The organism is Streptomyces cucumeris, from assembly GCF_024295805.1.
In the GTDB taxonomy this organism is placed as follows: Bacteria; Actinomycetota; Actinomycetes; order Streptomycetales; family Streptomycetaceae; genus Streptomyces; species Streptomyces cucumeris.
Genome location: NZ_JANCLX010000030.1, coordinates 71258 through 90766, shown reverse-complemented (window position 1 = coordinate 90766; position 19509 = coordinate 71258). Strand labels below are relative to the sequence as shown.

17 protein-coding genes are annotated in these 19509 nt (G+C 69.8%); 5 read left to right on the top strand and 12 right to left on the bottom strand.

The genetic code is table 11. The features are described 5' to 3' along the window. Positions 1-531: 531 nt before the first annotated feature. Complete coding sequence (locus tag NMK44_RS32230) at positions 532-930, top strand: RNHCP domain-containing protein (RefSeq protein ID WP_254739272.1); 399 nt, start codon at positions 532-534, stop codon at positions 928-930. A 54-nt stretch (positions 931-984) separates the two neighbouring features. Here the strand turns inward: NMK44_RS32230 and NMK44_RS32225 are convergent, their stop codons facing one another. Further along, positions 985-2499 carry an RICIN domain-containing protein gene (locus tag NMK44_RS32225; protein WP_254739274.1) on the bottom strand — a complete coding sequence of 505 codons (1515 nt, stop codon included), beginning with the start codon at positions 2497-2499 and terminating at the stop codon, positions 985-987. Between the two features lie 166 nt (positions 2500-2665). Here NMK44_RS32225 and NMK44_RS32220 point away from each other — a divergent pair, with 166 nt between their 5' ends. Further along, complete coding sequence (locus NMK44_RS32220; protein WP_254739276.1) at positions 2666-3583, top strand: hypothetical protein; 918 nt, start codon at positions 2666-2668, stop codon at positions 3581-3583. 135 nt (positions 3584-3718) lie between these two features. Continuing rightward, positions 3719-4081, top strand: a complete 363-nt coding sequence (locus NMK44_RS32215; protein ID WP_254739278.1) for a phospholipase A2 — start codon at positions 3719-3721, stop codon at positions 4079-4081. Between the two features lie 58 nt (positions 4082-4139). On the opposite strand, the gene NMK44_RS32210 is transcribed toward NMK44_RS32215, so the two are convergent. The 10 genes from NMK44_RS32210 to NMK44_RS32165 form a co-directional block, all read right to left on the bottom strand. Continuing rightward, positions 4140-4868 carry a rhomboid-like protein gene (locus NMK44_RS32210; RefSeq protein ID WP_254739280.1) on the bottom strand — a complete coding sequence of 243 codons (729 nt, stop codon included), beginning with the start codon at positions 4866-4868 and terminating at the stop codon, positions 4140-4142. Then, positions 4868-5686 carry a S1 family peptidase gene (locus NMK44_RS32205; protein WP_254739282.1) on the bottom strand — a complete coding sequence of 273 codons (819 nt, stop codon included), beginning with the start codon at positions 5684-5686 and terminating at the stop codon, positions 4868-4870. Before NMK44_RS32205 ends, NMK44_RS32210 begins: the two co-directional genes overlap by 1 nt. A gap of 244 nt (positions 5687-5930) precedes the next feature. After that, entirely contained in the window at positions 5931-7715 is a 1785-nt protein-coding gene (locus NMK44_RS32200) for an FAD-binding dehydrogenase (RefSeq protein WP_254739284.1), read from the bottom strand. 195 nt (positions 7716-7910) lie between these two features. After that, positions 7911-8825 (bottom strand): GlxA family transcriptional regulator, encoded by a 915-nt coding sequence (locus NMK44_RS32195; protein ID WP_254739286.1) that lies wholly within the window; start codon positions 8823-8825, stop codon positions 7911-7913. A gap of 10 nt (positions 8826-8835) precedes the next feature. Beyond that, the gene (locus NMK44_RS32190; protein ID WP_254739288.1) at positions 8836-9435 is read right to left on the bottom strand and encodes an isochorismatase family protein; all 600 of its coding nucleotides are present in this window, start codon (positions 9433-9435) and stop codon (positions 8836-8838) included. A 110-nt stretch (positions 9436-9545) separates the two neighbouring features. Then, positions 9546-10364 carry an ABC transporter permease gene (locus tag NMK44_RS32185; RefSeq protein ID WP_254739290.1) on the bottom strand — a complete coding sequence of 273 codons (819 nt, stop codon included), beginning with the start codon at positions 10362-10364 and terminating at the stop codon, positions 9546-9548. Then, positions 10361-11374, bottom strand: coding sequence for an ATP-binding cassette domain-containing protein (locus NMK44_RS32180; RefSeq protein ID WP_254739291.1), 1014 nt, complete (start codon positions 11372-11374; stop codon positions 10361-10363). The genes NMK44_RS32185 and NMK44_RS32180 overlap by 4 nt, the downstream gene beginning before the upstream one ends. A 154-nt stretch (positions 11375-11528) precedes the next feature. After that, positions 11529-12122, bottom strand: a complete 594-nt coding sequence (locus NMK44_RS32175) for a hypothetical protein (RefSeq protein ID WP_254739293.1) — start codon at positions 12120-12122, stop codon at positions 11529-11531. A 14-nt stretch (positions 12123-12136) separates the two neighbouring features. Further along, positions 12137-14485, bottom strand: a complete 2349-nt coding sequence (locus NMK44_RS32170) for a PPE domain-containing protein (protein WP_254739295.1) — start codon at positions 14483-14485, stop codon at positions 12137-12139. Continuing rightward, the gene (locus tag NMK44_RS32165; protein WP_254739297.1) at positions 14482-15054 is read right to left on the bottom strand and encodes a WXG100 family type VII secretion target; all 573 of its coding nucleotides are present in this window, start codon (positions 15052-15054) and stop codon (positions 14482-14484) included. Before NMK44_RS32165 ends, NMK44_RS32170 begins: the two co-directional genes overlap by 4 nt. A 226-nt stretch (positions 15055-15280) precedes the next feature. Here NMK44_RS32165 and NMK44_RS32160 point away from each other — a divergent pair, with 226 nt between their 5' ends. Then, complete coding sequence (locus tag NMK44_RS32160) at positions 15281-15823, top strand: RNA 2'-phosphotransferase (protein WP_254739337.1); 543 nt, start codon at positions 15281-15283, stop codon at positions 15821-15823. 53 nt (positions 15824-15876) lie between these two features. Here NMK44_RS32160 and NMK44_RS32155 read toward each other — a convergent pair whose 3' ends face one another. Beyond that, on the bottom strand, positions 15877-17328 hold the full coding sequence (locus NMK44_RS32155; RefSeq protein WP_254739339.1) for an amidase: 1452 nt from the start codon (positions 17326-17328) through the stop codon (positions 15877-15879). Between the two features lie 269 nt (positions 17329-17597). On the opposite strand from NMK44_RS32155, the gene NMK44_RS32150 reads away from it, so the two are divergent. Further along, positions 17598-19496, top strand: a complete 1899-nt coding sequence (locus tag NMK44_RS32150; protein ID WP_254739340.1) for a glycoside hydrolase family 97 protein — start codon at positions 17598-17600, stop codon at positions 19494-19496. Positions 19497-19509: the final 13 nt, after the last annotated feature.

Genomic DNA, 19509 nt, shown 5'->3' with positions numbered 1-19509 from the left:
GGGCCGGGACGGCCCGTGGACGCGTGCGATAGCCCCTGCCAGATACAGACGCCTGATCGCGTACAGGAGGTTGAGAGAGGGTTACGCGCGAGTAGATCCAGGGACGGACGACGGTCGCTTGGCACACTATTTCCCGTCCCCGCACTCCCGGCCGCCCCTCCTCCCCCGCCTAGACTGGAAGCGTCTCCGCGATCGCCGCCGACGCGGAGGGACACCGGACCGAGGAGAGGGAGGTGGCGTGATCACGATGACCCATGCCGCTGCTGATGCTGTCTGACGGGGGACGACGCCGACGGCAGTGAGACCGGACGGACACCTACCGGCGGCACGTGGCACACCCGCGTGACAGTGACCGGGACAAACCCACAAACCCGGTCGTGGTCCGGATCCGGAGTGGCCCGCCCACTCCGGTGAAGCTGGAGCCGGGAGTAATCGCCCGCACACAGGGGCGGTGAACCGCGTCACTCCCCGGTCGAGCCTGCGCACCCCGCCCCGGCGGGGGGAGAGCGAACGGAACCCTGCGCCTCCGAGTTGAAGACCCCCTTCGACTCGCCGAGGAGCAGCACCATCAGCAGAAGAACAACCGAGAACACCGGCTTCACCTGCGCGTACTGCGGCAGGGCGGTGGTGGCACTGGCCAACGGCGGCTACCGCAACCACTGTCCGTACTGTCTGCACTCGCTGCACGTGGACATCTCCGCCGGAGACCGTGCCAACGATTGCCGCGCGCTGATGCGCCCGGTCGCCGTCGAGCACCACTCCGCCAAGGGGTACATGATCGTCCACCAGTGCACCGGCTGCGGCACCTATGGCCGCAACCGCATGGCGGACGACCCGCACCACGGCGATGACCTCGACTCGGTCCTCGCCCTGATGCACCCGGCCGTCCGCGACCATGAAGCCGCACACCGGCGCCGGAGAAACCTCTGACGCCCCCAGTGGCTCCCGCCCCGGCGGGAGCCACTCCGGGGCCGTCCGTTCCCGCTATGTCCGGACGTCGAACATCCAGTAGTGGTCCGGATAGTCATCGCAGGGGAATTGGTTGACCGGCATGGCGATCTCCTTGCTCGCCGCGGGAACGGCCAGACACTGCTTGCTCCTTCCGTTCACGATGCGCACTCCGTCCGGCCATTTCTCCAGCCGCCATCGCTGGTCCGAAGAGCTGCCGCAAGGGCGCTGAATGGCCGCGGCCGCGGCGTCGAGGCTGGCATCGGCGATGGAAAGGCACTGCTTGCTGTGGGAGTTCAGGATCAGGAAGTAACCACTCCCCGTACCGCCCGCGGAGGCGGCCTGGAATGTCCAGTAGTGGTCGGGATGGGCACCGCAGGGGAACTGATTGACCTGGGTGCCCGACGTGGTGCTCGCGGCGGGGACGGCGAGGCACTGGTCACTGTTGGCGTTCGTGATCATCGTACGCCCGGCGGGCGGGACCACGGCGCGGGAAGCGGAGGGCGTGGTGCGCGCCGGTCCCGGGGAGTCCGCGCGTTTCGGCGCTTTGCTCGATGAGGGACTCGGCGGAGGGGACGCCGAGGTGGGTGCGGTGGTGGAAGGCTCTGCCGTGGACGGGGAGCGCGGAGGCGTAACCGGAGTCCGAGGGCTGGGGATGTCGCCTGGCATGGCCGTGGCGAGCGGTGGGCTGGCCGTTTCCCTCTGCCGTCCGCTGCCTTGACTGTGGGTGGCGAGGTAGATGAGACCCACCAGCGCCGCGAGAGCCGCCCACTGCGCGGGGGTGCGCCAGCGGTTCCACCGGTCGGCCGCCTCCGGCCGCCCACGCCGCGGTGGCGGGAGGTCGCCGGGTAAGGAGTCCGTCCGGGTGGGCGACGGGCGGGTGTTGTCCGCGGAGTCCGCCATGTCCGCGCTGGTCAAGGGCGTGGCCGACGCGGACACCGAGGGAGCGCCGGGAGCACCGGAGGCCTCGGGGGCCGCGGCGCGGGCGTCCCGGAGCGTGCTGAGGGCCTCCTTGTGCGCCTTGAGCGCCTCCGACTTGGTGCCTTCGGCCTCCTTGAGCCGTTCCCTGGCCTGCCGCAGCCGCTCGTGGGCCGCCGCGTCGGCCGACCGGCCGGGCGCGTCGGCGTGATCGAGGTCGGCGATGATCCGCAGCAGCGTCTGGATGAGGCGTTCGGACTCCGCGAGGTCGGCCTCCGCCTGCCGCTGCGCCCGCACGGCGTCCGCGAGCGCCTGCGCGGCCTTGGTCGGTGCGGGTTGCCGCGGCTGCCTGGCCTCTGTCAGGGCGTAGAGACGGCCGGCCTCGGCGTGGAGCCGCAGCCGGGTCGGCTCATCGCGCACCCGGTCATTGATCACCTTCTCCAGCAGATGGGCCGGGACCAGCCGTTCCCCACTGCGGTAGAGACCCCACATGGTCTTGCCGCCACCGGCGTACCGCTCGGCGAGCTCGCGCACGGTCAGGTCCCGGGTCACCTCTCCCAGCAGCCGGGCCAGGGCGTTGATGTGCTCGGTCTCGCCTCTCAAGCCCGCGTGCGGACGTCCTGCCCTGCCCATGCAGATCCCCCTCGGTGTCCGCGGACATCCCCTCTTGTCCACTGACGAACTGGCTTAACGCACAAAGGCGTTGTTGGTCAATCGGGTCGCTTGCCACGGTCGTGGCACCACCTCGTCCGGCGCGGCCCGGCGCCGATCGGTCACACCTCAGCCAGGAGGCACTCCGATGAAACGTCTTCCTCTCCCCGTCCGGCGCCGCCGCGGTGCCGGTGAGCCGGCCGGACAGCCGCGGCGCTCCGCGGTGCACCGCCTGTCCACGGCCAAGAAGGTCCTTTTCCTGCTCGGCGCGGCGGCACTGGCCATCGGTGTCCCCGCGCAGGCCGATCCGTCTCCGGCCCCCTCACCCGAGCCCCTCTCCATAGGCCGGATCGTGGCGGCCGAGGACAGCGTCTTCGCCCTGGCCGCCGACCACTCCGCCGTCTACGAGTGGTCCTCCGACACGGTCAACTGGCGCAAAGTGGGTGGTCGTACGAAGGACCTCTACGCGAGTGCCGACACCCTCTACGCCACCGACCTCGTCACCGGGGACATCAGCGAGTACGGCGGCGAACCCCACCAGTGGACCCGTATCGGCGGCCCCGGCGCCACCTTCGCCTCCTCGGGCGAGCACCTGTACGGCATCAGCCCCGACGGCAGCGGCGTATGGGAGTACACCGGCAAGGGCGATGTGTGGACCAAGGTCGGCGGGCCCGCCAAGGACCTCTACACCGGCCCCTCCGCGCCGCTCTACGCGACGGACCCGGCCACCGGCGACATCAGCACGTACGAGGACGGCCGGTGGGAGCAGATCGGCAGCGCCGGCGCCACGTTCGCCGTCACGGACAACAACATCTTCAAACTCACCTCCGACCGCTGCTGCGTGTGGGTGTACGAACCGGATCACAGCCGCTGGACCAAGGTCGGCGGGCGCTCGGGCGAGATCTTCGGCGGCAACACGCTCTACGCCACCAACCCTGACTCCGGCGACCTCTACAAGTACAACGGTCAGCCCGAGCGGTGGAACCGCGTCGGGGGCCCCGGCGCGGCGTTCACCACCAGCGGTGACCACCTCTACCGGCTCGCCTCCGACCGCCGCTCCGTCTAGAAGTACAGCGGCTCCGGAGCGGACGACAAGTGGACCGATCTCCACGCACCGGCCGCCCCCGCCTCGGCGGAGGAGAAGCTCGCCCGGCTCGACAGCCTGACCCAGGAGGGCGAGGGGTCCCGCACCGCCTGGATCATGGCCCTGTACGAGCACCAGAAGGGCACACCCGACCGCTATGAGTTCGACTGGTCCACCAACGGGTGCAACGCGTCCCCGGACTCCGTCGGGCGCTTCGACTTCCGGATCGCCTGCTACCGGCACGACTTCGCGTACGGCAGCTACCAGGATCTGCTCGGCGAGGGTTCCTTCCGCCAGAGCCTCGACGGACGCTCCGACAAGGACCGTGTCGACCGGATCCTCCTGCAGGACCTCGACAACATCTGCGAGAGCCGGGGCTGGCCGGTCGACTACACCGCCGCCGAGCGTGCTCAGTGCCACCGGACGGCCCGCCTCTACTACCAGGCCGTCCTCGCGAAGGGCTGGCTCGACACCCGGTGACCCGCTGAACGACGGGTGCCCGGCCGGCGGTCCGCCGGCCGGGCACCCGTCACGGTGGTCATCTGCCGTTCTCCCACGCGCCGGTCGCCGACCGCTTCCCCCGGTGGTCCGGCGACGGCGGGGTACCCCGGCTGAGCCGGTGCGCGACGGGCGGCAGCAGGAAGAGGAAGCCGATGGCGGCCGCCAGCACATGACCCACACTCGTGAAGTCGGGCAGCGACCCGACCCACTCCACGCCCGCGATGGGCCAGCCGATCACGAAGGCCGCCCACGGAAGCCGGGCGCGGCGCGGCATCATCGCCGTGGTGGCGGCCATGACGGCCTGGGCGCCGTAGCTGATGCCGAAGTCGAGCGTGCCGCGGACCTCGTCGGGATACCAGCCCTGCCGCAGGGCCACGGCGATGAGGCCGGCGGTGAGCAGTGTGGCGCCGATGTGCCCGGTGAGGAACACCGCGAACGCCCGGAGCGGGCCCCACCGCCGCTCGGCACGGGCCAGACACCAGCAGACGCCGAGTCCCAGCGTGATGACGGTGGCCGGGAACAGCAGCGAGGTGACGTCGGTCAGCGTGCCGTCGAAGACCAGCGCACTGCCGAGCAGCGCGGCCAGCGGACGGTCCGTCAGGTTGTCGAGGTTGGTGCTGATGTCACGCAGCACGGACTGGGCGCGGTCCTCCGTCAGTCCCCGGGTGATCCACACATGGGTCAGCAGCAACAGACAGACGTATCCGAAGGTGACCGGCGAGCGGCGGGGAAGGGCCAGGACCGCGTCGAGCGGGCGTCCGCGCATCACGTGGTGCCGAGCTGAGCGGTGATCTCCGAGGAGAAGGTGCTGACCCGGGTGTAGAGGCCGGGATGGCCCGCCTTGCCGCAGCCGACGCCCCAGGAGGTGATCCCGGCGACGACTCCGTCGACCACCAGCGGGGTGCCGCTGTCGTAGTCGCAGGTGTCCACACCGCCACGGGCGAAGTCGCCCGCGCAGGTGTACTGGCGGGAGTCGTACGCGTCGCCGTAGGAAGCGGCGCTCGCGCAGGAGGAGTCGGCGGTCACCGGGACGGTCGCGGTGCGCAGGACACCGCCGTCGAGGCCGCCGGAGGAGGTGGTGCCCCAGCCGAGGATCCGGGCGCTCCGTCCCGGCTGGTAGAGGTCGCGCGCATCCGGGGCGGCGATGGGCAGGGTCGGGGCGTCGATCGGGGACTTGAGGGTGAGCACGGCAACGTCGTTGCGGTAGCCGGTCTCGCCCTGGTGGGTGAAGGTGGCGTAGTCCGGGTGGCGCCAGATACGGGCGACGCTCACCGAAGTGCCGCCCGGGGAGACCATGGTGTTCCGGCCGGAGACCGCCCGCAGCAGGCCCGGGACCTTCAGGAAGGCGTCCACGCAGTGCCCCGCGGTGAGGACCTTGGTCGGGGCGATCAGTGTGCCCCCGCAGAAGGAGAAGGGGACCACCGCGGGCTTGAGCGCGACGGCCCACGGGTGATCCGCCGCGCGCGCCGGCTGTCCGCCCTGCACCGCCACGGCGGGACCGGCGGCGCTGAACAGCGCGGCGTACACCAGGGCCGTGGCGGAAAGGGCGGTTACGGCGCGCTTCCGTAGGGCGGTGATCCTCACGACAGATTCTCCTTGCGTGCACTCACGTTCTTCGTATCGCGTGGCCCTTCTGAGCAGACCTGAGCAGACCTGCTCAGGTCTGCACGGGTCTGCTGGGGAAAGGGCCGCACCGAAGTATGTAAGGCACCGGCCGCACAACATCGTCCCTAGCCCGCGCCAACCGTCCAACTCTGGGCGTTTGTACAGTTTTCCTTGCCAACGGTGACGGTCAGCCGCTGTGGCTCATCGGCGTTGGACCGGGAGCTCAGGTGGCGGTGGCGGCCGCCGCCGCCCGGCCCGCCTGGCGGCCGGAGAACAGACAGCCGCCGAGGAAGGTGCCCTCCAGGGAGCGGTAGCCGTGGACACCGCCCCCGCCGAAGCCCGCGACCTCACCGGCCGCGTACAGTCCGGGGACCGGCTGGCCGGAGGCGTTCAGGACACGGCCGGAGAGATCGGTCTGGAGGCCGCCGAGGGTCTTGCGGGTGAGGATGTTGAGGCGGACGGCGACCAGCGGTCCGGCGCCGGAGTCCAGGATCCGGTGGGCCGAGGCCGTACGGCTGATCGCGTCCCCGGGGTAGGCCAGGGCATTACGGATACCCATGACCTGCACGTCCTTGGTGTAGGGGTTGGCGATCTCCCGGTCCCGGGCCTCGATCCGGCGGGTGAGGTCATCCAGCTTGATGAGGTTGTCGCCGGTGAGCTTGTTCATCCCCCGGACGAGCTCCGACAGGGTCGTCGCCACGATGAAGTCCACACCCTGCTTGGTGAACTTCTCGATCGGTTCCGGGGTCTGCCAGATACGGGACAGCAGCTTCCAGATGTTCTTCTCCGTGAGGTCGGGGTTCTGCTCGGACCCGGAGAGCGCGAACTCCTTCGCGAGGATCTTGTGGGTGGTGACGAACCACGAGTAGTCGTACCCGGTGTCGGTGATCGACTTCAGGGTGTGCAGGGTGTCGTAACCGGGGATGTCGGGCGAGTCGAAGCGTTTACCGGTGGCGTCGAACCACAGGGACGACGGGCCGGGCAGGATGCGGATGCCGTGGCCGGGCCAGATCGGGTCGTAGTTGCGCAGGCCCTCGGTGTAGTGCCACATCCGGTCGGGGTTGACGATCCGCCCGCCCGCCTTCTCCGTGATAGCGAGCATCCGCCCGTCCACGTAGGCCGGGACCCCGGTGACCATGAACTTCGGCGGGGTGCCCAGCCGGGCAGGCCAGTTGCGCCGGACGAGGTCGTGGTCGGCTCCGATACCGCCGGAGGTGACGATCGTGACCGGGGCGCGGAGTTCGAACTCCCCGACCACCTTGCGGGAACTGGGCTTGCCGCGCTGCGCGTTGCTCGGCTCCAGGACCGCGCCGCGTACACCGGTGACACGGCCGTCCGTGGTCACGAGGTCATCGACCCGGTGCCGGAACTTGAAGGTGATCCTGCCCTCCGCCTGGGCGGCGCGCACCTTCTTCTCGAACGGTTCGACGACGGCGGGGCCGGTGCCCCAGGTGACGTGGAAGCGCGGCACCGAGTTGCCGTGTCCGTCCGCCAGCCCGCCGCCGCGCTCGGCCCAGCCGACGATCGGAAACCACTTCACATCGAGCCCGGCGAGCCAGGACCGCTTCTCACCGGAGGCGAAGTCCACATATGCCTCGGCCCATTTGTACGCCCAGTGGTCCTGGCCCGAGGGGTCTCCGACACCCCGGTCGAACCCGGCCGTGCCCAGCCAGTCCTGCCAGGCCAGCTCACGGGAGTCCTTGATGCCCATCAGCCGCTGTTCATCGGAGTCCACGAGGAACAGACCGCCGAAGGACCAGAACGCCTGCCCTCCCAGGTTGCTCTCCGGTTCCTGGTCCAGCAGCAGCACTTTGCGTCCGGCCGCCGCCAGTTCGGACGCGGCCACCAGCCCGGCGAGCCCGTGGCCGACGACGATCGCGTCCGCGTCCTGCGACCCGGCGGCGAAGGCGGGCGCGGCCTGGGCGAGGGTCGCGGCGGCGAGGGCTCCGCCGGTCACGGTCAGGGCGTGGCGGCGGGTCATACCGGCCGGGACTGACGTGTTCTGCATGGGGGCTCGCCTTCCGGGACATGGGGGCATGCGGAGGGACGGGGAGGCGCGTGGAGCCCCTGCGACGGCAGGGTGTTACCGACGGTAGCCCAGGAGGCTCATCGCGACCAGAGTGCTGCGCGATGAACCGGCCCCGGGGGTGCGGACGTCGGCGTGGCGTGTACGTTCCGGCCGCGGCCGGAACGCGGCCACCGGTCAGACCACCTCACGGGCCCGCAGCCGGCGCAGCATACGCGGGTCCTCGAAGCCGACCGCGCGGGCGGCGGCATCGACCGTGGCGCCGTGGCTCATGAGGTGTTCGGCGCGTTCGAGGCGGAGCGCCTGCTGATAGCGCAGCGGGGTGAGGCCGCCGGTGGCACGGGTGAAGAGGCGGGTGAGGGTACGCTCGCTCACGCCCACGGCGGTGGCCAGGGCGGACAGCGGCAAGGGCCGGTCGAAGCGGGCGTCGAGCAGGTCCTGGACGCGGTGCACGGTGTCATCGAGGTGGGACCGGTACCGGAGCATGGCGCTGGCCTGCGGTTCATGGCCGTTGCGCCGCGCGTAGACGACCATGTCCCGGGCCACCTGGGCGGCGACGGCGGGGCCGTGCCGGGTGGCGACGAGGTGCAGGGCCAGGTCGATGCCACTGGCGATACCGGCCGAGGTGACCACCCGGTCATCGGCGGTGTACAGCACATCGCGGATGACCGTCGCCCCGGGGTAGCGGCGGGCGAGCTCGTCCTGCACATCGTGGTGTGTCGTACAGCGGCGGCCGTCGAGCATGCCCGCCCGGCCGAGCGCCTCGGCTCCGGCACAGACGCTGGCGACGGTCCCGCCCCCGGCGTGGTGGTCCCGGAGGGCCCGCAGGGGGCCCGGGCCGATGGCCGGACTGTCGGCCAGGGTGCGCCCTCGCCAGCCGGGCACCACGATCAGGTCCTCGGGGCCGAGTGCGGGCCAGTCGAGCCGGGCCACCAGGGGCAGGCCCTGAGCAGTCTCGACCAGCGGCCGCTCGGCGACGTAGGAGAGCGTGTAGGGGTGCCCGAGGTCCGCGGCCGTGGAGAAGGCCTGCGCGGGACCCGCCAGGTCCAGCAGATGGACACCGGGCACCAGGAGGAAGACGACGTGGCTCACGATCCGGTCATCATGCCCGAGAGCCGGCCGCGGCTTCCAGTTCCGCGACGGTGGCGATGGTGGCGAAGCGTCCGGCGAGGGCGTACTCGGTACGCCTGATGACCTCCTCGGCGCTCAGGGTGCGGGGGTCGGCGACAAGCTCGTCGACGCTCTGGCCGGCGGGAGCGTCACGGTGCGGGATGGGGTTGGTCGCGGTGGCGTCGACGACGAAGGTGACCGCGTAGCCGAGGTCGCTCGCCAGCCGGGTGGTGGTCTCCACGCACTGCTCGGTGCGGATACCGCAGACCGTGAGCTCGCGGATACCGCGCTCGGTGAGGAGTTGCTGCAGATGGGTGGTGGTGAAGGCGTTGTGCGAGGTCTTGTGGAGCAGCGGCTCCCCGTCCTGGCGCCGCAGCTCCTCCAGCAGCCGGACATGGCCGAGGGCCGGGTCGAAGACATCGCCGCTGCCGGGCTCGGTGTGCAGGACCCACACCACCAGGTCCCCGGCCTGCCGGGCGAGCCGGACCAGCCGGTCCACCCTGTCGGCGATCTTCGGGTCGGAGATGGTCTCCCACAGCGGCCGTGCGCGGAAGGATTCCTGGACGTCGATGACGATCAGTGCTCGGGTCATGTCCCCAGACTGTCCGGCGCGGCCGGGGTGGCGACAGGCCGCATCGGGTCGGGAGGCGGACCGATCCGGTCACGGCCGCGGCTGCGGCCGTGACCGGAGGGGCGGCTCTCCTACGTCGACTTCCGGTAGGCCCGGAAGGCCCGTGTGGCCAGGAAGCCCATCACGGCGACGGCCGCCGCGAGGACGCCCAGACGTGTCCCGACCACGCTCCAGTCGGTGTGCGCGGCCATCGCCTCCCGCGCCGCCACGACCGCCCACTCCACGGGGTTGTACGCGGCGACGCTCCGCACCCAGCCCGGGGCGAGCTGAAGGTCCATCACGGCAGAGCTCAGGAACATCAGCGGCAAGGTGGTGAACTGGGAGATCGCGATCAGTGTGGCCTGCTGACGGGTCAGCAGGGCAACGGCGTTGGACAGTGCCGAGAAGATCAGTGTCAGCAGCGCCGCGGCCAGCACGGTGAGGGCGACACCGGCGGGGCCACCGGGGAAGGTGGCACCGGCGATCAGCGCGATGACCACGATGACCAGGCTCTGGATGACGGTCTGGATCGCCTGGTGGGCCATGGTCGCGCACATCATGGCGGCCCGGCTGGCGGGAGAGGTCAGCAGCCGGTCCATCACGCCGCGGTCGATGTCCTGCAGATAGGTCGTCCCCGCCCATGCGCTGGCGAACAGCGCGGTCATCATCACCACACCGGGTGTGAGGAACCGCAGGAACCCGCCGTCGCCGTGGGTGAAGCCGGGCAGGTCCACGACCGACCGGAAGAGCCGGCTGAACAACAGCAGCCAGATCACCGGCTGGACCAGCCCGACGATGAGGAAGGTGGGTGTCCGCCACAGGGTGCGCATCAGACGGCCGGTGAGGAACGCGGTGTGCGCGATCAGGGTCAGCGGCCGCGCACCGGTGGACTCCGTGTGTGCTGTGGTCACTTCGCCGCCTCCAGGGCCTTCAGGTCCTCGCCACCGGGGGCCTGAAGGGCGTGGCCGGTGTGCCGGAGGTAGACGTCGTCGAGCGAGGGGCGGGCAAGCGTCGCCGAGGCCACGGCGATTCCCGCCTCGTCGAGTGCGGCCAGCGCGGGTGGCAGCGCCCGGGCGCCGTCGTCGGTACGGCCACGGACCGTGCACCCGTCCATGGTGATCTCGCGCAGTCCGTGCACCCGTCGCAGCACCGCGGCTGCCCTGTCGTCGGCTTCGGCCAGCTCGATCTGCACCGCGTCGCCGCGCAGCTCGCTCTTGAGTTCCTCGGGGGTGCCCGTGGCGACCACCGTGCCGTGGTCGACGATCGCGAGCCGGTCGGCCAAGTGGTCGGCCTCGTCGAGGTAGTGGGTGGTGAGCAGCACCGTCATCTGCTCGTCAGCGGCCATCCTGGCGATCTCGTGCCACATCTCGCTCCGCGCCTGGGGATCGAGACCGGTGGTGGGCTCATCGAGGAAGAGCACCTGCGGGCGGTGCATCAGCCCCAGCGCGACGTCCAGCTTGCGTGCCATACCGCCGGAGTACGTGCTCACCAGCCGGTTCGCGGCCTCGGCCAGACCGAACCGGTCGATGAGCTCACGGGCCCGCGCCGTGGCGTCATGGCGGGACATCCCGTGGAGGCGCCCCGCGAGCAGCAGATTCTCGGTCGCCGTCGCCATCGGGTCCGTACCGGGCTTCTGGGCCACGAACCCGATCGCCCGGCGCACCCGATGCGGTTTCGCCGTCACGTCGACACCGGCGACGTGCGCCGACCCCGAGTCGGCCACCGACAGCGTGGAGAGAATCTTCACCGTGGTGGACTTGCCCGCCCCGTTCGGGCCGAGCAGCCCGAAGACGGTCCCCTTGGCGGCGGAGAAGCTCAGTCCCCGCAGCGCGCGGACCGGTGGGTTGTTCCTGCCTGCCGAATAGGTCTTGACCAGATCGACGGCTTCCAGAGCCGTCTGCGCTCGCCGAACCGCAACCATCGCCGCACACCCTTGTCACTGTCTGGTGTGACTCCCACCTTCCTGGTGTCACCGGACACGAGGAGGCTGAATGGCGAGGGCGGAACCCTACGGTGAGATGTCGCAGCCAGACGCTAACAAGGGCGCGCAGGCAGGTGCAAGCCGTCCGAACTGGTCAGTCGGCCACCGGCGGGGTGGCCGAACAGGCCAGGGCGCGACCGGTCCTGGCCGCCTGTTCGGCGATGCGCACCAGATCCTCGCGCAGGCCCCGGTACGGCCCCCGCCACGCCTGCACCTTGACGTACACGTTGGTGGCGTTGTCATTGCCCGTGTCCTTGGTGCAGGGAACGGTGAGGCTGACAGCGTCCTGGGAGGACCAGCTCTTCTCATAGCCGGGGACGCTCATGGTCCTGCCGTGCCCCGGGCCCGTGCCCACCCGGCCGGGGTCGTGCACCGAGTTGTGCTGTGCGACGTCGACCCGGAGCGCCTCCTTACCGTCCACGGTGACCCGGCAATGGGAGTTGACCGCGAGTTTCCGGTAGGTCATCCGCTGCTCGCCGCCCGCGTGACGGGAGGCGGGGACGACCCGGTCGAGCAGCGACGAGGGCACCCCCCGCAGGACCGTGGGGCAGGTGTCCCCCAGCACGTCGGAGAACTTCTTCGGGTCCTTGCCGTCCTCTCGGCCGAAGAGGACGCCGCCCAGCGCCCCCGCCGCGGCCAGGGCCACGGCGAGGACGGTGAGCAGGGTGATGCGGAGGGGGCGGTTCATCAGTACACGTTCCATCAGTGGTCTATGGCCATCTGCTTCACCTGCTCGATGGAGGTGAGGTAGGGCGCCGTGGACCCGACCCGGGAGTATCCCTGGCTGAAGCCCTCGGCCGAGTACAGCTTCGCCCAGCTCTCCGAGACGTCGATGCCGTGTTCCTTCCCGATGGCCCTCAGCATCGCCTGGTTCTGCTGTACGTCACGGCCGGCCATCTCGTCATAGATCGCGCCGGCCTTGTCCGCCGCCGGGGCGGACTTGTTGACTTCCCAGCTGCTCGCGTCGTGGTCGCTGAGGGCGGCGCCCTCGGCCCCGATGATCAGGCTCGCGGTGACCGCGGCCCCGATGGGATGCGCGGCGAAGGGCTTCAGCACGCTGACACCCGTCGCCACGCTGCCGAACGCGGTGTTGCCCCACAGGCGGTTGCTGAGGGTGGCGCCGTCGTACTCCTTCTCCTCGCGCACCGCCGGACCGATGATGCCTTCCTGGGCGCCGGTGGCCAGCGTGCCCGCGGTCTCTCCGGACGCCTTGAGGACCTCGTGGACGATGTCCTGCGGGGGTGCGCCGTACTTCTGGTCCGCCGGGACGTCCCCGCCGAGGTGGTGGTCGAGCACCTGGGCGGCGTAGAGCTTCTGCCCGGCGGTGATGGCCGCGTTCGCGTCGGGATCCTGCCCCATCTGCACGAGGAACCTCGTCACATCGCGATGTTCCAGATCGGCCTGCGCCCCGGACACGGGGAACAGCTTGTCGTCGCCCGCACCGTCCGTCATGGAGCGGAAGAAGTCCGGTACGTACTCGGACGCGGCGTTCCCCAGGCCCTGCTGCATGCCCAGGGCCAGCGAGATATCCGCCTTCCCGCCCTCGTCGACCGTCCCCATGCCCTTGATGAGCTTGGACATGAGGTCCGCCTGGTCCTTGGTGTGCTCCGCCGGGACATTCGCCGGCGCGTCCCAGTCATGACCGGTGGTCGCCGAGCCCAGCGCGTGGCCGAGAGCCACCCGGGGGCCGGTGGGCACCTTGTCACCGAGGTCGGCTCCGCCGCTGTCCGGCAGCCATGTGCGCTCCCGGAGCACGTAGTCGAAGTGCTCCTTGTCCTTGAAGAAGTCCGTGGACGCGTCCCCGTTGTGGCCCAGCGCCTCGAAGTATCCGGTGAAGGGGTCCTCGCCCTTGTCGTTCTTCCCGCCGAAGTTGAGGAAGTCCGGCGGGTGCTGGCCGTAGGCGAGCCACTTCCGGTGCGTCTGCTCGTCCTCGCGTCCGCCGGGCGCGTCGAAGGGCTTCTTGTCCACCTCGACGAGCTTGTCGCCGTATGCGTTCAGGAACTCCCTGTCCCACTTCCCGGTGCGCATCAGATTGCTCATCACCTGGAAGCCGTACGGGGGATCGGCGTAGTAGGTCTGGTGCGCACCGGGCATGCGCTGGTAGCCGAGGTCGATGACGTCCTTCTTCCACTTCGTCATCTCCGGCGAGTCGGAGTGGCTGGCGAGGCCCAGGGTGATGCCCAGGTTGTCCTGGAGCGCCGCGAGCTGCTTCGTCACCGAGTCCGAGCGGTCCTTGGCTTTGCCCAGCGGGCCGTCCTCGTACTCCGGCTTGGCCGCGTTGTACCAGAGCTCCATGATCCCCTTCGCCCCCTTGCGGGTGGCGAACTGCTCGGCGAAGTCGTCGTTCCGGGCGTTCTTGGCGAGGAGGCCGTTGAACTCGGCCAGGGCCTTGGGGTCCTTCTTGAAGTCGTCCTTGCCCGCCAGTTCCATCAGGCGGTCGACGTCCTTCTTGGTGTCGGCGTCGACGTCCTTGAGATGTGCCGCGATGTCGTCGTTGAAACCCTTGCCCGGCGGGTCGATCTGGAGAGCCGTCTTCAGGTCGTGGTCCGCGTCGGTCGCGCTGCGGATGGCCTCATTGATCTTGTTGTTGTAGTAGACGATCGACTCGTGGTACGCCTTCTGAAGTCCCGCGGTGTTCTCCACGTCGGGCGGCGGGTCGAGATAGACGACGCCGTCCTTCTTGTTGAGTTTCAGATAGACCTTGCCGTCGCCGCCCTCCGGCGGAGTGCTCACCGCGGTCTCGACGCTCACGAGGACCTTCTTCGCGGCCTCGAACGCCTTGAGCGCCTCGGACATCACGGCGCCGATCTTCTCGGCCTGGCCGGATGCCTCCGACATCTGGTGCCGGATGCCACGGAACTTCGTGAACGCCGACTGCGCCGTCTCGCCGTACCAGCCGGACGTCTCCAACTGGGACGAAACAGTGCTGGTGAAGGTCTTGGTGACGGTGTCGATCCTGCCCGGCAACGCCTTCCATGTCTTCACCGCCTGCCGGAGGGGTTCGAGGTCGACCTCGCGCACCGCCGTGTAGGTGAGTTCAGGGGTGGTCATCGGTGCCCTCCCCAGGACTTCGGGTCATTGGTGGACGGGAGCGTCGGCACATAAGGGCCGTACAGAGGCTTGTCGGTGCTCTGAGAGGTGCCGCCCTGGGGCAGGTACGGCCCGTACATGCCCTGCGAGCTGCCGTCCTGGGGCAGGTACGGCCCGTACACCTTGCCCAAGTCCACCTTGCGCCGGACGTCCGTCTCCTTGAAGCTCGTGGCGGCGGAGCGGAGCGCATGGGCGACCCCGCTGTAGAGGCCGTCCAGGTACTTCATCTGCGCACGCCAGGTCTTCTGGAAGTCCGCGAACGCCTCATCGCTCGCGAAGCCCTTCATCGAGCCGGGCACCTGCTCGGTCTCCCGCATCGTCTCGTTGTCCGTCTTCGCGAAGTCGTCGCTCACCTTGTCGGCCCGGCCCGCGTAGGCGCGCAGGCCCTGCGGAGACACCTTGAGGACCTTCCCGTCACCCGCTCCGTCGCCCTTTGACCCGCCGTCACCCGCTCCGTTGAGCTGCATGGAGGTGCTCTGCTGGGAGCGCGCCTCGCTGATCAGGCCCGCCCATTCATGCTCGAAAGACACAAGTTCCTCCCCCGTGTTGCCAGTCCACATCAATCCATGGCCCACGAATCTACAAGAGGACGGGAGGAGGCGTCCTGTCCCAAGAGTCAAGATCGTGTGACCGATGCGAGGGCCGCGTCCGGCACCTCCTCATACCTCCGCATGCGCCCGCTCCGGTATCGCCGCACCGCTCGCCCGGCCCGGAATTCAGGTGTCACCCCTCACACCCGTACGGCACTCTGGGGCCATGAACCACCAGCGATCCGTACGCCTCTCGAAGTACCTCTCCAGGCATCTGCGGCACGCTCCGGAACGCATCGGGATCACCCTGGACGCCCAGGGCTGGGTCCCCGTGGCCGAGTTGATGGCCGCGGCGGCGCACCACGGATTCCCCTTCTCCCGTGCGGAGTTGGATGCCGTGGTGGCCGCCAATGACAAACAGCGCTTCACCATCGAGGGCGACCGGATCCGTGCCAATCAGGGCCACTCGGTCCCGGTGGACCTCGCGCTGCCACCAGCCGTGCCGCCCGCGTATCTCTTCCATGGAACGGTGGCCCGCAGCCTCGCCGCCATCCGAGGGGAAGGGCTGCGCCCCATGACACGGCACGCCGTCCATCTCTCGGCGGACCGCGCCACCGCCACCCGGGTGGGCGCCCGCCGCGGCACGCCGGTGGTCCTGAGCGTGGACGCGGGGGCGATGCACCGGGCCGGTCATGTCTTCCAGGTCAGCGCCAACGGTGTCTGGCTCACCGCCACCGTCCCGGCCGCGTTCCTGCGCTTCCCGGGCTGAACGACCGGAGCGGCGAGGCATCCGGTCCGGGTCGGTTCCGCCCGGGCCGCGCCCTACCGCGGCATCCGGAAGCCGCCGATCTTCCGCTCCAGCAGTTCTGCCAGCCGCAGCGGGGTGCGGTCCTCGGACATCGGACCGATGAGCTGCACTCCCACCGGCAGCCCCTCCGGCGACCGGCCCGCGGGTACGGCGGTGGCGGGCAGACCGGGCATGGTGGCCAGACCGGCCCAGACGAGCTGGTCGAGATACGGGTATGCGACGCCGTCGACAGCGATCCGGCGCTCCCTGATGTCGGGGATGTGGTCGTGCGGGAACGCCGGAGTGGGCGTGATGGGACACACCACGGCGTCGAACTCGGCGAAGAACCGTCGCCAGCCGTGCCGGTGGAGCTCGCGGCGGCCGTTCGCCTCGACCCATTCGCGGTGGCTGAACGCCATACCGCGCAGCCGCATCGCCTCAAGACTCCGGTCGTCCGCGCTCAGTCCGGCGGCATGGGTACGAAGCTCCTCGTATGCCTCGACGGGAAAGCGCGCGACGGCCCCGGAGAAGAACAACTGCATATAGACCACCGCGGCCTCGGTGAGATCGGGCAGCAGCGCACTGTGCCGTTCGACGCGGGCTCCGCTGTCGGCAAGCGCCTCCGCCACCCGGTTCACACCCGCCCGCACAGCGGACCCGACCGGCAGGAGCGGATGCTCGTCGAGGACCAGGACCCGGAAGTCGCACAGCCGCTCATGGCGCGCGGGCGGCAGCGACAGGTCATACGCCACACCGTGCGTCAGCGGGTCGGGTCCGGCCATGACGTCGAGCAGAAGCGTGAGATCGCGGGCCGTGCGCGCCATCGGCCCCACGACGGCGAGGTCAAGGTCGATCGGCAGTACCGGTGTTGCCGGAGGAGTCATACCGCGGGGCGCCGCCAGTCCGAGTGTCGGTTTGTGCGCGTAGACACCGCAGAAGTGTGCGGGGGTGCGCAGCGAACCGCCGATGTCGGAGCCGATGGACAGCGCGCCGAATCCGGACGCCAGGGCCGCGGCCGATCCGCCGGAGGATCCACCGGCCGTACGGCTGTGATCCCAGGGGTTGTTGGTGGTGCCGTGGATCTCGTTGAAGCTCTGGATGTCGTGCAGCCCCAACGGCACATTGGTCTTGCCGAGTACCACCGCTCCCGCGGCCTTGAGCCGTGACACCTGCACCGCGTCCTCGGCGGGCATATGGTCCCGGTATTGCGGCATGCCCCAGGTCGTGGGCAGCCCGGCGATGTCGTAGGACTCCTTGACCGTCACCGGAATGCCGAGCAGCGGCCGGTCCTCACCACGGGCGCGCGCCTGGTCGGCGGCGCGCGCGGCGGCTCGGGCACGGTCGTAGTCCGGTACACAGATCGCGTTGATCGCCTTGTCGTCCCGCTCGATACGGGCGATGGCCTCTTCGGTCAGCTCCGCCGATGTCACGTCACCGGTGCGCAGGGCAGCGGTGAGTCCTTCGGCCGTCTCATAACTCCACTCCATGAAAAATGACCGTAACGGCCCCTGGAGCAGGGCATATAACGCTGTGTCACGCAAGCACCGCACCAGGTCCCTTCTGGGCCATCACTCCCCTGAACCTAGAGTCGAAGCAACACAATCGGACAAGACTCAGCAGGTGGATCGGATACGAAATCTGGTGCACGCGTCTTTACAGCCAGGTTGAGGCCGAGATAGTCAATATGCACCAACATCCCCCTCTGTTGATTCCTGTGCGATATGGCAGGACCAACGTCCTACATATGAGGCGTGCCATGACCATGCGTCAGCGATACCCCCTGTTCAGATCCAAGCCGGCACTCGCGGCCGCGCTGGCAGCCGTGCTGGGCGGTGCGGCCCTGACCGCGCCCCGGGCCGGTGCCGAAGGAAGCGGTGTGTCCTGGGAGGTGAGGCAGCCGCAGTCCTCCTCACGGGCCCTCAGCGCCACCGTCGCGCTGGACGGCTCCGGAGCACTCACCCTCGCGGTCCGCCGCGGCGGGACGACCGTTCTGCAACCGGCGCCGGTCGGCCTGGTCACCGACAAGGCCGATCTGACCACCGGACTGCGGCCCGAGGGCCGCAGCGATCGCACCGTCACCGAGAAGTACACCGCCACCACGGGAAAACGCCTCGATCGTGTCGCCCGGATGCATGAGACCAGGCTGTCCTTCACCGGGGCCCGCGGAACCCGGATCGATGTGGTGGTCAGGGTCTCCGACCAGGGCGTCGCCTACCGCTATGCGCTGCCGGACACCAAGGACGGCAGCGTCCGCCGCGAGGCGTCGGCGTTCCAGCTCCCCGGGAACGCCTCGGCGTGGCTGACCCCCTACGAGGCCTCCCATGAACAGCACCACACGAAGAGCACCGCCTCCGGGGCCGCCGACGGCTCCTACGGGTACCCCGCCCTGTTCCGCACCGGCAGCTCCTACGTCCTGCTGTCGGAGTCCGGTGTGGGCGGTGGCTACTCCGGCAGCCGGCTGACCCACACCTCCGGCAGCGGACGCTACTCGCTCGCCCTGGCCGACAGCCGGGTCTCCATCGACGGCGCGCTGACCACCCCCTGGCGCGCCGCCGTCATCGGTGACCTCCAGGGCGTCACCCAGTCGACGTTCACCGACGACATCGCCCCGGCCTCCCGGATCGGGGACACCTCATGGATCCGTCCGGGCAAGGTGGCCTGGTCCTGGCTGGCGGGCGGCAGGCCGGTGCAGCGCAGCCTGGAGAGCCAGAAGAAGTTCGTGGACTACAGCGCCGCACACGGCTGGCCCTACACGCTGGTCGACGACGGATGGGCCGACGAGAAGTGGATGCCCGAACTCGTCGACTACGCCTCCTCGCGCGGGGTCAGGATCCTGGTGTGGATGCGGTGGACCGATCTGGACACCGCCGCCGAACGGAACACGACGCTCTCGCGGATGAACGACTGGGGCGTCGCCGGGCTGAAGCTGGACTTCATCGGCTCCGAGTCCCAGCAGCGCTTCCGGTGGTACGACGACGTCCTCAAGGCGACCGCCGACCACAAGCTGCTCGTCAACTTCCACGGCTCGACGGTCCCCAACGGTATGCAGCGCACCTGGCCGCATGTGATGACGCTGGAGGCGGTGCGCGGTGCCGAGTACCGCAACGGGGTGGCCGGCGATCTGGCGACGTACCCCTTCACCCGGAACGTCGTGGGCTCCATGGACTACACCCCCATGGCACTCCAGCGAGGCAGTCATCCGCACTCCACCGCGGCCGAGTTGGCGCTGTCGGTCGTCTACGAATCCGGTTTCCAGAACTTCGCCGGATCGCTCGAGACCTACGGCAGGCATCCGCAGATGGAACGCTTCCTGGAGCAGGTTCCCACGGTCTGGGACGACACACGGCTGCTGTCCGGCCGGCCCGGAGGCGGTGCGACGTTCGCCCGCCGCAGCCAGGACCGCTGGTTCCTGGGGTCCTATCTGACCGGTGGCGCACACACCGAACGGACGCCACTGCGCTTCCTCGGCAGCGGTCGCTGGCTGGTGGAGACGGTGCGGGACGGCAGGGACGGACTGATCCGGGAGACGCGCCGGGTGGACAGCGGGGACACCCTCACCGTTGCGGTTCCGGCCAAGGGCGGATTCGTCGCCGTGGCCTGTCCCGACAAGCCCGGCCTGAAAACCTGCGACCGGCCGGTCAGGCGCGGCAAGTGACCAGCGGGCCCGC

Bases quoted from the DNA above. Each gene is read 5' to 3' on its own strand.
- NMK44_RS32170 (WP_254739295.1), bottom strand. From the start codon at position 14,485: ATGACCACCCCTGAACTCACCTACACGGCGGTGCGCGAGGTCGACCTC.
- NMK44_RS32220 (WP_254739276.1), top strand. From the start codon at position 2,666: ATGAAACGTCTTCCTCTCCCCGTCCGGCGCCGCCGCGGTGCCGGTGAG.
- NMK44_RS32160 (WP_254739337.1), top strand. From the start codon at position 15,281: ATGAACCACCAGCGATCCGTACGCCTCTCGAAGTACCTCTCCAGGCAT.
- NMK44_RS32175 (WP_254739293.1), bottom strand. From the start codon at position 12,122: ATGAACCGCCCCCTCCGCATCACCCTGCTCACCGTCCTCGCCGTGGCC.
- NMK44_RS32200 (WP_254739284.1), bottom strand. From the start codon at position 7,715: ATGCAGAACACGTCAGTCCCGGCCGGTATGACCCGCCGCCACGCCCTG.
- NMK44_RS32210 (WP_254739280.1), bottom strand. From the start codon at position 4,868: ATGCGCGGACGCCCGCTCGACGCGGTCCTGGCCCTTCCCCGCCGCTCG.
- NMK44_RS32150 (WP_254739340.1), top strand. From the start codon at position 17,598: ATGACCATGCGTCAGCGATACCCCCTGTTCAGATCCAAGCCGGCACTC.
- NMK44_RS32190 (WP_254739288.1), bottom strand. From the start codon at position 9,435: ATGACCCGAGCACTGATCGTCATCGACGTCCAGGAATCCTTCCGCGCA.
- NMK44_RS32155 (WP_254739339.1), bottom strand. From the start codon at position 17,328: ATGGAGTGGAGTTATGAGACGGCCGAAGGACTCACCGCTGCCCTGCGC.
- NMK44_RS32180 (WP_254739291.1), bottom strand. From the start codon at position 11,374: ATGGTTGCGGTTCGGCGAGCGCAGACGGCTCTGGAAGCCGTCGATCTG.
- NMK44_RS32225 (WP_254739274.1), bottom strand. From the start codon at position 2,499: ATGGGCAGGGCAGGACGTCCGCACGCGGGCTTGAGAGGCGAGACCGAG.
- NMK44_RS32215 (WP_254739278.1), top strand. From the start codon at position 3,719: ATGGCCCTGTACGAGCACCAGAAGGGCACACCCGACCGCTATGAGTTC.